Origin of the sequence: Flavobacterium sp. N3904, assembly GCF_025947305.1 — a bacterium.
Classification (GTDB): domain Bacteria; phylum Bacteroidota; class Bacteroidia; order Flavobacteriales; family Flavobacteriaceae; genus Flavobacterium.
In genome coordinates this window covers 3274964-3287098 of the sequence record NZ_CP110009.1, presented here as the reverse complement: position 1 = coordinate 3287098, position 12135 = coordinate 3274964, and the positions used below count along the sequence as shown (strand labels likewise).

Annotated in this window: 16 protein-coding genes; all 16 read right to left on the bottom strand. The window is 32.1% G+C overall.

Translation table 11 applies throughout. The features are described 5' to 3' along the window. Positions 1-37: 37 nt before the first annotated feature. Positions 38-820 (bottom strand): pyruvate formate-lyase-activating protein, encoded by a 783-nt coding sequence (pflA, locus tag OLM57_RS13960; RefSeq protein WP_264564298.1) that lies wholly within the window; start codon positions 818-820, stop codon positions 38-40. 87 nt (positions 821-907) lie between these two features. Beyond that, on the bottom strand, positions 908-3142 hold the full coding sequence (pflB, locus tag OLM57_RS13955) for a formate C-acetyltransferase (protein ID WP_264564297.1): 2235 nt from the start codon (positions 3140-3142) through the stop codon (positions 908-910). Between the two features lie 406 nt (positions 3143-3548). Next, positions 3549-3995, bottom strand: coding sequence for a DinB family protein (locus OLM57_RS13950; RefSeq protein WP_264564296.1), 447 nt, complete (start codon positions 3993-3995; stop codon positions 3549-3551). An 8-nt stretch (positions 3996-4003) separates the two neighbouring features. Continuing rightward, positions 4004-4468 (bottom strand): nuclear transport factor 2 family protein, encoded by a 465-nt coding sequence (locus OLM57_RS13945; RefSeq protein WP_264564295.1) that lies wholly within the window; start codon positions 4466-4468, stop codon positions 4004-4006. Between the two features lie 109 nt (positions 4469-4577). Further along, positions 4578-6272: an Ig-like domain-containing protein gene (locus tag OLM57_RS13940; protein ID WP_264564294.1), complete on the bottom strand. Its 1695-nt coding sequence runs from the start codon at positions 6270-6272 to the stop codon at positions 4578-4580. A 227-nt stretch (positions 6273-6499) separates the two neighbouring features. Next, complete coding sequence (locus OLM57_RS13935; protein WP_264564293.1) at positions 6500-7063, bottom strand: hypothetical protein; 564 nt, start codon at positions 7061-7063, stop codon at positions 6500-6502. Positions 7064-7321: 258 nt separating this feature from the next. Then, positions 7322-7600 carry a YtxH domain-containing protein gene (locus tag OLM57_RS13930; RefSeq protein WP_264564292.1) on the bottom strand — a complete coding sequence of 93 codons (279 nt, stop codon included), beginning with the start codon at positions 7598-7600 and terminating at the stop codon, positions 7322-7324. 21 nt (positions 7601-7621) lie between these two features. Continuing rightward, positions 7622-7777, bottom strand: coding sequence for a lmo0937 family membrane protein (locus tag OLM57_RS13925; RefSeq protein WP_264564291.1), 156 nt, complete (start codon positions 7775-7777; stop codon positions 7622-7624). 49 nt (positions 7778-7826) lie between these two features. Beyond that, a complete protein-coding gene (locus OLM57_RS13920; RefSeq protein ID WP_264564290.1) occupies positions 7827-8291 on the bottom strand; it encodes a hypothetical protein in 465 nt (154 codons plus the stop codon). Between the two features lie 93 nt (positions 8292-8384). After that, the gene (locus OLM57_RS13915) at positions 8385-8570 is read right to left on the bottom strand and encodes a CsbD family protein (protein WP_264564289.1); all 186 of its coding nucleotides are present in this window, start codon (positions 8568-8570) and stop codon (positions 8385-8387) included. Positions 8571-8702: 132 nt separating this feature from the next. Then, on the bottom strand, positions 8703-9158 hold the full coding sequence (locus OLM57_RS13910; protein ID WP_264564288.1) for a low affinity iron permease family protein: 456 nt from the start codon (positions 9156-9158) through the stop codon (positions 8703-8705). A 112-nt stretch (positions 9159-9270) separates the two neighbouring features. Next, entirely contained in the window at positions 9271-9660 is a 390-nt protein-coding gene (locus OLM57_RS13905; protein ID WP_264564287.1) for a hypothetical protein, read from the bottom strand. 16 nt (positions 9661-9676) lie between these two features. Then, entirely contained in the window at positions 9677-9895 is a 219-nt protein-coding gene (locus OLM57_RS13900; RefSeq protein WP_264564286.1) for a hypothetical protein, read from the bottom strand. An 11-nt stretch (positions 9896-9906) separates the two neighbouring features. After that, positions 9907-10407, bottom strand: a complete 501-nt coding sequence (locus tag OLM57_RS13895; RefSeq protein WP_264564285.1) for a hypothetical protein — start codon at positions 10405-10407, stop codon at positions 9907-9909. A 142-nt stretch (positions 10408-10549) separates the two neighbouring features. Then, a complete protein-coding gene (locus tag OLM57_RS13890) occupies positions 10550-11338 on the bottom strand; it encodes an MlaD family protein (RefSeq protein ID WP_264564284.1) in 789 nt (262 codons plus the stop codon). 19 nt (positions 11339-11357) lie between these two features. After that, the gene (locus OLM57_RS13885) at positions 11358-12134 is read right to left on the bottom strand and encodes an ABC transporter ATP-binding protein (protein WP_264564283.1); all 777 of its coding nucleotides are present in this window, start codon (positions 12132-12134) and stop codon (positions 11358-11360) included. Position 12135: the final 1 nt, after the last annotated feature.

The window sequence follows — 12135 nt, the reverse complement described above, 5'->3', positions numbered from 1 at the left end:
TGAATAGTTATTGTATTTAAAAATTAAAACATTGACATTATTTAATCTTTACATTTTTGAAGTAAAGTCTAAAAATATCAGCTGCTTTGTTTATTTCTTCTGTTGTTGGAGGAAGCGTGTTTTCTAATTGATAGTCAAAACCTAAGATTTCCCATTTGTGTTTTCCTAATTGATGGAAAGGAATAATTTCTACTCTTTCGATAGTTTGATAATTGGTAAAATATTGTCCCCATTCGTGTAGGTATTCTTCTTGGTCGGTCCAACCCGGAACGAGTACATATCTTAGCCACATTGGCTTCCCGGTACTTTCTCGATATTCGGCGACGCTTAATGTTGTCTTGTTTTTTAAACCCGTCAATTTTTTATGCCATTCTTTGTTGATGTGTTTGACATCCAATAGCAATAAATCGGTTTTGCTTAAAAGTATTTTTGTTTTTTCGTCCAGAACTCTACCATTTGAGTCCAAACAAGTATGGATTCCATTTTCATGCAATCGATCAAAAAACTGAATCAATTTGTCTCGTTGCAGTAATGGTTCTCCGCCAGAAACCGTAACACCTCCTTTTTTACTGAAATAAGATTTTTGATGCATCGCTTTTTCTACCAGATCTTCAATTGGAATAAAAGTACCTCCATTTATATCTAGTGTATCTGGATTTTGACAATACAAACATCGGAACTGGCATCCTTGGCCAAAAACGACCATACGAATCCCAGGCCCATCATGGGTACCCAATGTTTCAATGGAATGAGTCCGTAATGAGTCAGAATTCAATATATCAATTGAATCGGCTTTTGATTTTTGCTGTGGAAAATACATTAGTATAAAAATTAAAACCTGTCTAAAATTATTTTACATTTCTAGACAGGTTAAAGTGGTTTAATTATAAATTATAGTTATTGATTATTACAAGTTTTCATGAAAAGTTCTTGTTATTACTTCCAGTTGATGTGCTTTGGATAATCTAACAAAATTAACTGCATATCCAGAAACTCTAATGGTCAATTGAGGATAATTTTCTGGATGATTGTATGCATCTAGTAAAGTTTCTTTATCCAAAACGTTTACGTTCAAGTGATGTGCATTTCGCCCAAAATAACTATCTAAAATTGTTGTCAGATTGGATACTTGCTCTTCTTTATCAGATCCTAAAGATTTTGGAACCATTGTAAAAGTGTAGGATATCCCATCTTGAGCATCTTCGTAATTTAATTTGCTGACCGAATTTAGTGAAGCAATTGCTCCATTTATATCTCTGCCATGCATTGGATTTGCTCCAGGTGCAAAAGCTTCTCCGCTTTTTCGTCCATCAGGAGTAGCGCCTGTATTTGAACCATACATAACGTTCGAAGTAATGGTCAATAATGAAAGGGTAGGAGTTGCATTTTTATAAGTGTTGTGCTTTCTTAATTCGGCAATAAAGATGCTTGTTATTTCTTTTGCAATACCATCAACTCTGTCGTCGTCATTTCCAAATTGAGGAAAGTCACCTTCGATATTAAAATCTACCGTCAATCCAAGTTCATTTCTTACCGGAGTTACTTTTGCATATTTTATGGCTGAAAGAGAGTCGGCTATAATAGAAATTCCTGCTGCTCCATAAGCGATATCAATGTTTGGATCACTGTCTATCAAGGCCATTTGAGCTCTTTCATAATAGTACTTATCATGCATATAATGTATGATGTACATTGATTTTGCATACACTCTTGCCACTTCAGCCAATGTGATTTTGAACATCGCCATTACGGAGTCATAATTCAAAACAGTGTCTTCTATTTGCTGAATGTTTTTTATAACAACAGAGCCTTTGTCTTCCTCTCTACCACCATTTAAAGCCATAAGTAGGGCTTTTGGTAAATTGGCACGTGCCCCAAAATGCTGAATTGTTTTTCCGATATGCTGGTAAGACACGCAACATGCAATACCGTAGTCGTCAGATCCTCTGTTAGTTCGCATTAAATCATCATTCTCATATTGCAACGATGAAGTATCAATAGATACTTGAGTACAAAAATCCTTAAATCCCTTTGGTAATTTTTGAGACCATAAAATAGTTAAATTCGGTTCTGGAGATGGACCAATATTGTATAGTGTTTGCAAAAATCTAAAAGATGTTTTAGTCACTTTTGTTCTTCCATCATTAAGTTGTCCACCGATGGCTTCGGTTACCCATGTTGGATCTCCACCAAAAATAGTGTCATATGCTCCAGGACGTAAATGACGCACCAAGCGCAACTTCATTACAAACTGATCAATAAATTCTTGTGCTTCTTCTTCAGTGATAAGTCCAGATTTTAAATCATTTTCGATATAAATATCCAAAAATGAAGATACATTACCCAGCGACATAGCTGCTCCGTCTTGTTCTTTTACGGCGCTTAAATAAGCCAAATAAGTATACTGCACTGCTTCTTGCGCAGTAGTTGCAGGATTGGCAATATCAAGACCATAAGAATTGGCCATTATTTTCATGTCTTGCAAAGCCTTAATCTGATCTGAAATTTCTTCTCTCAAACGTACTTTGTGATCACTCATTTCACCAGTAGTAGCATTAAAATCGGCTCTCTTTGCTTCAATCAAACGATCTACTCCATAAAGTGCAATTCTTCTAAAATCGCCAATAATACGGCCTCTGGCATAATTATCTGGTAAACCAGTCAATAAGTGTTTGGAACGGTATGTTCTAATTTCGCTATCATATGCATTAAAAACGGCCTGATTGTGATCTTTTGCATAGTTGAATATTTTTACTACTTCATCAGATACTTTCAAACCTCTTTCAGCCACTGCAGACTCTACTAATTTAATACCTCCAAAAGGTTTCATTGCTCTTTTTAAAAGCATATCGGTCTGTAAACCAACAATTACTTCATTCTCTTTGTTAATGTATCCTGGACCAAAAGAGGTGATGTTTGAAATAACATTGGTATCTATGGCAAGACATCCTTTATTTTTTTGTTCTTGAAGTAAATTTTCTTTACAAATATCCCACAATGTTTTAGTCTTTTCAGATGGACCAACCAAAAAATTTGCGTCTCCTTCATACGGAACGATGTTTTTCAATACAAAGTCATAAACATCAATTGATGTGTTCCAATTTCCTGTCTTAAAATTTATTGTTTCAGTTGTACTTTTCATTTTATTCAAAATATTTAATTAACTGTTACTGTTTTATAAAAATAATTTATATCAGTAAATTTAAGAATTTTTAAGATAAATAGTAAGTTTGGCTAAAGTTTTGAATTTTATTTACATATTCCTTTTAAAAGCAATTGTTTTTTAGGTTTTTATTAATTTTACTGATTTATTTTTAAACTATTACGTTTTAGAAATTTAAAATAATTAAAATTTTTAATAAGTTTTGTATTATTAAATATGTATTTGAAATTATAATCGTCTAAGAATTGACAAATTTATCAGAAAGGAGAGGAATTTAACGTGGAAAGAAATACTTTTTATTCCTCATTTTAAAGGAATAGTAAATCAGCCAAAAGGAAGTATTGAATATTAAATATCTGATATTGTGGCAAATAAGTATTTAAAGTTAATTATCTAGTAATCTTCTGTGGTAATTTATTTGACCTAAATGGTAAGCCAGATGTGTAGTAAGATGAATTAATAGAAATTCTGTAGAAGTTTTAGTTTCAAAGACCAAAAGAGGGTACTCTTTTTTTAAATCTTCATCGGCTAATAATTCAAGTGCATCACTGACAGTTTGCTTTGTTGATTCAATTTTGGCTAATAATTCGATTTGAGAGATATCTTTTTGGGAAAACTCCAATTCTCTATATCTTATATAATTTGTTTTGCCTATTTCAGCACCAATATATGTATTTAGGTTGCCTATTAAATGCAGACAAAGATTCCCAGCAGAATTAGAAATTTCTTTTTCAATGCACCAAATTTTGTTTTCGTTTTGATACGATTCGATCTCTTTTTTTAATTTATTCAAATCTCGATTGAATAAGTTTTTAACTATTTCTAAAGACATTATAGAGTTTATTTTTTATAGTTTTTGAGTGATAACAATGCTTGTTCCTGAATTTTCTTCTGCATAAAGCCAGTCCAGCCAAACAATAATCCTTTGATTCCAAATGCTTGCTTAGACCATTTCCAAATGTCAAAATAATCGCTGTGTTTTATAATCAAGTCATCTTGAAACTGAAATTGCGCTTGAATAACATTTATTACTTTTCTATTGGTCTTACTAAAATTATAGGTAGCTATCCATTGTGCAGAACCAGCGTATGTATCAGCTTTTATTTGAGAAAATTCAATTTTGAGATTGCCTCTACTTTTTTCGATCAGCATTTTCCACATTTTACAAACATCATTTCCTTTTAGGATTCCAAAAGCTGGGTCTTCAAATTGTATGTTGGTATGATAGCATTCACACATGGTTTTCGCATCAGCATTTGCAAAAGCAGTATAGAATTTATGAATTAGTTGTTCGTTTGCATTCATTTTAATGAAGTTAGAAAGTAAAAATAGTATTTTTTTTCATAAAAAAAAGGATAGGCTTTTATTTACCTATCCTTTTAATTTATTATTATACTGTCTGTACTATTTATTTTTATGGTTTTGAAATAATATTCGTGTCCGTCATAACGATAGCTCCGTTTCGGACAAGCATTCTGCCCTGAACAGTAGCGTGTGAATTAAGAGTAATGGATGTTAAGGCCAATATATTTCCTTTAAAAATTGTATAATTTCCAATTGTTGCAGATCTTCCAACTTGCCAAAAGATGTTTTTTGCTTGAGCACCACCGCTCAAGATTACATTTCCGCCTGCTCCTCCAACGGTTGTAAAGTCTGAAGCTACCTGAAAAATCCAAACTGCATTGGCATCACCTTGTGCATCCAGAGTTAAATCTCCAGATTGTATTAAAAGTGTTGAAGTCGACTTGTAAATCCCCGGAGCCAGTGTTTTTCCACCCTGATCACCAGAGACAGTTGCAGGAGCTGGCGTAGAAGCACCTTCGGCAAAAAGATAAGCATTTGTTAAATCTTGTTTGGCTTTTATTAGCATAGTGCCTATTCCAGGAGGAGCAATATCATCTGATGCATAAATGGCACCTCCGACGATGATTGCAGGTGGGAATCCAGTAACCGATGAACGTACACCAGGATATATACCTACATCCATATTTCTAATTTCGCTAAAACCGGCATTATTGCTTACGCCAACGCCTGATAAAATACCGAATCGTTCAGCAGAACCCAGATTTACTAGATTTCCAGTTAATGCTGAACTGGTGCTAAAGTTCCAAACATAATCATTGGCAATAGGAATTCCCGCAACATTTTTTACTCCGGATAGGGTAGCGGTATAAATTGTTCCTGGCAAAAGGTCACTGCTTGGATTAAAAGTGGCTGTTGTGCCAGTGTAGGAAACTACTCCTAATAATACTGTTGTACCATTTTTTACAGTAAATGTTGCTGTGCTAATAGTTTTCGGATCTACTGCAACGCTAAAATTAGCCGAAATAGATTTATTTAAAGGTACTGCTTTTGCATTATCTAAAGGATCAGTAGCAATTACTTTTGGGGCTATAGTCGCACCTGTGGTGAAAGTCCAAACATAATTAGAAGTCAATGGAGTTCCTTGAATATTTTCGGTTCCTGTAGTTATTGTTGCTGTATAGAGAGTATTGGCCACTAATGGAGTATTTGGTGTAAAATAGGCCGTTGTTTCTGAGTAGGTTACTGCTCCAGCAACAGCTGTAGTCCCTTGTTTTACCGTAAATGTGTTTGAATTTATGGTACTTTGGGTCATTGCCATATTGAATTTGGCTGAGATTACCTTATTAAGAAATACATCTGTAGATTTATTTACTGGGTCTGAGGAAATTACTGTTGGATTTAGAATAGTACCTGTACTAAATGTCCAAACATAATCAGCATCCAGGGATTTTCCCAATAGGTTTTTGACAGTAGTTTTTATCGTTACTGTATAAGTAGTATTTGCTGCAAGAGGAGTCGTTGGCTTGAAAGTAGCAGTTTTTCCGCTAAAACTTACTGTTCCGGTTACTAATGTTCTTCCCTGCACAGTAAAAGAAGTTCCATCTATAGTGGATGCTTTCATATCTTGATTGAAAACTACAGAAATGGTTTTGTCCAAAGGAACATTTATAGTTGCATTTTCAGGATTAGCCGATACTACGGTGGGAGATTCACCAGTAATTTCCTGAACATCATCTTTTGAACATCCTGAGAGTCCAATAACGATAGCCAATGCAATTGTTGATAATAGGTTTTTAGTATTCATTTTTTTTAGATTTGATTATTTAATTCACAAAGGTTGATTGATTATTTATAAAGTGTATTACATAATTTAAGGTATTAGTTGTATAATTCGCAGTAAAATATTTTACAAATAAAATCATGTTTTCATTGACAGAACTACATAAAAAAAGCCAAATTGCTTTTGTGCAATTCGGCTTTTGAAGTTCTCTTTCGAAGCAATTTCTATGTTTTTTTTTAATCTTTAATATTTTATTTATTGTTTTCTAAATATACTTTCTTTTTTAAATCAAAAGTGTAAGCTGTTAATTCTTGCGTATAAACATCGAGTACCAATGCAGATTGTTTTATGAATTCGATAAAGACTTTGGTCTCATCATTTGAATTTTTAGCATCATTTAATAAAGAGGACAAGCCCAGAATATTTGCAATTGGTTGACGTATTTTGTGTGAGGTCATAAATAAAATTGACTCAAGTCCTTCTATATATCCATTTTGAGTTTCTTTTGCATTCTTGAGTTTATCATTCGTTTTTGACAATATTGCACTCTGTTTCTCTTTATTTTTATTTTGTGATATAAGATTTTCATGGACTATAATCAAATCTTCATGGCATTTTTTGTTTTTTAGATAATCAAGCGTCAATTTTTTATTGTTATTTTTTAGTTCTGTAATGCACTTTTTATTTTCATCATTTTGAATAACTAATTTTTTGTTATCAGTAACCAATTGCAATATCCTATTATCTTTTTGTTGATTTTGAAATGCCAATTGTTTGTTGGCAATAATCAAATCATTTTTATTATTTGCATCCATCAAATTTGCGTTTTTAAAATTTAATCTACATTCTCTGAATACGTAAAAAAGTGATGAACTTCAAATCATAAAAAAAATGTTTAAACTAATTTATAAATTGAATAAAACAACAACAATAGGCATGATAATTTGAGAGTCTAATAAAATCTGAAGCAAGCGATTTATCAAAAGTACTTAATACAAATGATTGGGAAGTTACTTGATTAAGGTCCTATCTTTATAAAAAATTATACCTATTGTTGCCATTATATTCAAAAATTAAATACTTCCTTTTTTAATTTCATTTTTGACATCATCATATTTTGATTTGCCATCTGCAATTAATTCTTTACCATTTTGGAACATTTTTTCATAATTGCTTTTTATTGTTCCAGATAGATTGTCTAATTTATCTTTAAATTCATCGGCATAATTATTGCCTTTTTTTTGAATTTTTTTTCTTGTTTCTGACCCTTTAGCAGGTGCAAACAATATTCCTAATATAGCTCCTGTGGCAATACCACCCAAAACTCCTAATGCGATTTTATTTGCTTTCATGTCTTTATTTTTTATGATTAATTATAAAACTTTTCTACCTTGAATTATTCTTAAAACTACTGCGATTAATGCAATTACAAGTAGTATATGTATGATAGATCCTGCACTGTATGCAAAAAATCCGATTGCCCAAAAAATGACTAGTATTACTGCGATTGTATAAAGAAGATTGCTCATGATTTTTGTTTTTAAATGTTAATTGAAATAAAATTTGTTTGGTTGTTTGTTAATTTTTATTGTTCACGGCAAAGTCTTTCAAACTTGTGCCAAGTTGATCCATATCATGGTTGAATTCTCTTTTAAAAGACTTCCAATCACTATTGGCATCATTTTTATAGGAATCCACTTTTATTTTAAGCTCTTTGTTTTTTTGTTCCATAGCGTCGATATTTTTTTGATATGTTTTATCAATATCATTTCCGGTTTTTTTGATGCTCGATTTCAACTCAGCAATTTTGGCGTTGTTTTCCTCTATTTTGGCATTGGTATCTTCCTTAAATTGTTGCCATTCTTCATCTGTAGCCACTCTTTTGGCTTCGTCCAAATTGTCTTCGGCTTCTGTTACAGCAACTTTTGCACTGTCTACATTTTCTTGAGCATCCTGAACTTTTTCGGTATTTGGTTTGCAACTTGTAATGATTGATCCCATTACAAAAGCTACTGCAGCAAGGGTTAAAATTGATTTTTTCATATCTAATAAATTTATGGTTTTAATTTTTTTTGATAAAAATTATATCCATTTAAACAGATGTGGAGATCAAATGGATACAACTTTAATTGCTATTTACAGTCCTTGAATAATTTTATGAAGTTCTTCTTTGGTTTTTCCCAATTTGATTTGAAGTTTCCCCATCATTTCTTCTTTCTTTCCTTCGGCAAATAATAAATCATTATCTGTTAAGGCAGCAAATTTTTGTTTCAATTTCCCTTTTTGTTCTTCCCAGTTTCCTTTTAGTTCTGTTGTGTTCATTTTGATGTAATTAAGTGTGAAATCATTTTCACAACATTACAAAGGTGCATTGATTCTGACATATAAGGGTTACAAAATTCTTGTAAAGAGTTATATGATTTACGGTTTTTACATTATAATGTATCAACTTAATCAGTCTTTGATGTGATTTTCTTCGTCATCCAAAGCTTTGTCAAGTTCTTTATTAAAGCCTCCTTTTAGTTCTTCATCAATCTCTTTAATTTGTTCAGCCAGATCAGAATACTCTTTTGATAATTCTGTGATTTCCCTTTCTGTTTTGATTTCGGCGTTCATTACTGAATTGCTTGCAGGTTCGTGCGAAGAAACCAATTCGTTTATTTTTAGATGTAGAGAAGCTGAGAATCGATTGAAAGATTTTTGGATTATAAATAAACTCAAGAAAGTAACGCCAAAAATGATATCACCAATAAGAAGATGTATGTCATTGTTTATGAATAAACTATTAATCCACCAAAATAGCACTAAGGCTAATGCTATTATAAACGAAATGGAATTACCTAATATTGTTGTTGCAACCGAAACTAATTTTTCAAAAAGATTTTCGGTATGGCTGTATATTTTGTTCATGTGATTTTATTTTTAGAAATAATATAAAAGCCCTACCAATTTAATAGCAGGGCTTATCCTAAATTTTTAACAAACGTTCCCGTTGCCTTAAATTTAATTTTTTTAAAGAAATTTATGCTTTTGCAGTCTCAAAATAGTCAGTTAAAAAACTGATTTGTTGACTTTTACTCATTTTGTCAGTTTCTTTAACCTCAATTTTTGTATTTTCAAACCGATGGTCTTTTTGCGTCTTATTAAACAGTTCTGTTTTTGCATTGGTTGCACCAAAAAGCAATACAGTGTCATACTTTACAATAATGTCCTCCAGTTTTTTATAGAATTCAGCTTGTGATTGCTGTTCTTTATTGTGCATTATGTTTTCACTTTTACTTTGGCTGCTAACTCTGTCTTGATGAGTAAAATTGGATTCAATAGTTTGCAATTCTTCCCATTGATCAGTAAATTCGATAATGTGAGCTATGGAATTATCCATCCAAATGCCTAATTTTTTTCTTGTTTTCATTTTTCTTTTATTAAGTTTATGAAATATCAATCTTGTGATTTGGTGCATATTTATCTAAAATTTCTTTTAAGGAATTCAGATATTCTTTCAGCACTTTTATATCCATTTCAGGGTTTTTTACGTCTGGAATGGTTTCTGGCATTTCTAGCAGATATTTTGATAATTCGGGATATTCCGTTTTTATTAACAAAGTCGTCTTCAGGATTTTTTCGTTAAGTTCTTTTTCGGTTTTCATATCATTAGCTATTAGTGTTTGCCGTTTTTATGACCTTTATTGCCTTTGTTTCCGTTATCATGATTTCCATTATCATGATTATCATGACTTTCATTATTGTGATTTTCATGGTTATCATTTTTATGTTGAGAAGCTCCTCTGTAGTTTTCCTGATGACCTCCATTATAACCTTTGTAATATTTTACTTTATGCTCTTTGTAATGTCCATAAGGTCTGGTTCCATGATAATCATTCAAGACTACTTTGTACCCATTGTATAAATTATAATTTCTATAGCGATTTGGTAAATTATGAGATCTTATCCAAACACCATTACTGAGAAATATAAACTGTTCTTGACGTATATCATAATAGGATTCCACATCTGGCAAGTAATAATAGGATACTTCTGAATACCCTGTTGGTCCCCATTGTGGTGGCGTTCCAAAATTTACATTAATTGAAACTTGGGCATGATTTGTTGTTGAAGCAAATAAGAATAGGACGAGGGCAATTAGTTTTACTGTTTTCATTGTTTTTTAATTTTGAAGCTTTTATACAACATTAATTACTTAATAGAGAAAGTACTTCTGTTCTCCTGTAGGTTTGATACAGCAAAGATGAAACGTAAACTGTTTAGTTTTGTTATACTATAAATTATAAAGATTTCATAATTTACTGATTATCATTTTTGGATTTTTTGTCTTTTTCTTTTTGAGTCTCCTCTTGTTTTTTTGCTGCAGCTTTGGTTTTTGATTCATTTTCTTTTTGAATCTCTTCTTTCTTTTTGGCTGCTGCTTTTTCTTTTTTATTAAAATAGCCTTTCAGTAAAAAGTTGTGTTTTGCGGCGTCCATATTTTCGCTAAATCCCTTTGTGCCGATCTCTAAATTGGATAAAGTGGCATCAAGCTTTTGTCCCATTTTTTCATCCATCAAGAGTTTGGACAGTGTTCCATTTCCATTATTTATTTTATAACTAAATTCTGCAAGCTGATCTGTAATTACAGACGCATTGTCAACTGTGGTTTTTACGCCCTTCATTATGTCTTCTATTTCGATTGCACTTATTGAAGCAATCCTTGCATTGTCTTTTACGCTACTTTTTGATTTTGTTCCAGGAGAAATGGTAAGTACTTTATCTCCCATTAAACCATCGGAACCAATACTTGCTTTGGCATCTGTTTTTATAAACTTTCTTACTTCGTCTTTGATTACTAATTTTACTGCGACAGTCGAGTCGTTAATGAGTTCAATCTCACTTACGGTTCCCACATTTATTCCTGAAAAACGAACATTATTTCCTATTTTTAGTCCAGTCACAGTTTTGAATTGTGATTGTAAAGTAAAAGTGGTGCCAAATAAATTTTTCTGTTTTCCAACAAAATATATAGTCCCAATAAAGAGAATTAATCCAATTGCTACGAACATCCCTAGTTTCCAAGTAAACCCTGATTCTTTATACATAATTTGAGTGTTATATTTATTAAATGAAAAAAGAACGAACCCATTCGTCTTTACTTTTTTCTAATTCTTCATAGGTACCTTCGGCATGGATAACACCGTCATTCAAAATCATAATTCGGTTACCTGTTAGTTTGGCACAAGCCATATCATGTGTGATAATAATAGAGGTTGTTTTGTATTTTTTTTGTACAAATAAAATCAGTTCGCTAATCTCTCTCGAGGTTATGGTATCTAATCCCGTAGTTGGTTCGTCATATAATATGATTTCTGGCTTAATGATAAGCGTCCTTGCCAGACCTATTCTTTTTTTCATTCCTCCAGACAATTCGGATGGCATTTTGTCAATGGCTTCTTCCAATCCTACACTTTCAAGGGCATCAAGAATTGCTGCATCAACTTCAGTAGAAGATACTTGTGGCGAATGGTGTTTTAAAGTAAATTCTAAATTTTGTCTAACTGTCATGGAATCGTACAAAGCACCATTTTGAAAAAGAAAACCTATTCGAACTCTGATATCATTTAGTCCGGCATTATTTAATTTAGTGATATCTGTGCCAAAAATAGCAATTGCACCTTCATCAGCATGAATTAAACCAACCACGCATTTTATGGTGATTGATTTTCCAGAACCTGATCGTCCTAAAATCACTAAATTCTCACCTTTTTTCACCGAAAGGTTAACGCCCTTTAGAACGGTATTATCACCAAATGATTTGCAAACATTTTTTAGCTCTATGATCGTTTCTGATGGAAGTGTTGTTGTCTTTTTTTCCTTCAATGGTTTAGTTTTTATCATG

Excerpts from the sequence above, each read along its gene's own strand:
- pflA (WP_264564298.1), bottom strand. The coding sequence starts at position 820 with ATGTATTTTCCACAGCAAAAATCAAAAGCCGATTCAATTGATATATTG.
- pflB (WP_264564297.1), bottom strand. The coding sequence starts at position 3,142 with ATGAAAAGTACAACTGAAACAATAAATTTTAAGACAGGAAATTGGAAC.
- OLM57_RS13950 (WP_264564296.1), bottom strand. The coding sequence starts at position 3,995 with ATGTCTTTAGAAATAGTTAAAAACTTATTCAATCGAGATTTGAATAAA.
- OLM57_RS13945 (WP_264564295.1), bottom strand. The coding sequence starts at position 4,468 with ATGAATGCAAACGAACAACTAATTCATAAATTCTATACTGCTTTTGCA.
- OLM57_RS13940 (WP_264564294.1), bottom strand. The coding sequence starts at position 6,272 with ATGAATACTAAAAACCTATTATCAACAATTGCATTGGCTATCGTTATT.
- OLM57_RS13935 (WP_264564293.1), bottom strand. The coding sequence starts at position 7,063 with ATGGATGCAAATAATAAAAATGATTTGATTATTGCCAACAAACAATTG.
- OLM57_RS13930 (WP_264564292.1), bottom strand. The coding sequence starts at position 7,600 with ATGAAAGCAAATAAAATCGCATTAGGAGTTTTGGGTGGTATTGCCACA.
- OLM57_RS13925 (WP_264564291.1), bottom strand. The coding sequence starts at position 7,777 with ATGAGCAATCTTCTTTATACAATCGCAGTAATACTAGTCATTTTTTGG.
- OLM57_RS13920 (WP_264564290.1), bottom strand. The coding sequence starts at position 8,291 with ATGAAAAAATCAATTTTAACCCTTGCTGCAGTAGCTTTTGTAATGGGA.
- OLM57_RS13915 (WP_264564289.1), bottom strand. The coding sequence starts at position 8,570 with ATGAACACAACAGAACTAAAAGGAAACTGGGAAGAACAAAAAGGGAAA.
- OLM57_RS13910 (WP_264564288.1), bottom strand. The coding sequence starts at position 9,158 with ATGAACAAAATATACAGCCATACCGAAAATCTTTTTGAAAAATTAGTT.
- OLM57_RS13905 (WP_264564287.1), bottom strand. The coding sequence starts at position 9,660 with ATGAAAACAAGAAAAAAATTAGGCATTTGGATGGATAATTCCATAGCT.
- OLM57_RS13900 (WP_264564286.1), bottom strand. The coding sequence starts at position 9,895 with ATGAAAACCGAAAAAGAACTTAACGAAAAAATCCTGAAGACGACTTTG.
- OLM57_RS13895 (WP_264564285.1), bottom strand. The coding sequence starts at position 10,407 with ATGAAAACAGTAAAACTAATTGCCCTCGTCCTATTCTTATTTGCTTCA.
- OLM57_RS13890 (WP_264564284.1), bottom strand. The coding sequence starts at position 11,338 with ATGTATAAAGAATCAGGGTTTACTTGGAAACTAGGGATGTTCGTAGCA.
- OLM57_RS13885 (WP_264564283.1), bottom strand. The coding sequence starts at position 12,134 with ATGATAAAAACTAAACCATTGAAGGAAAAAAAGACAACAACACTTCCA.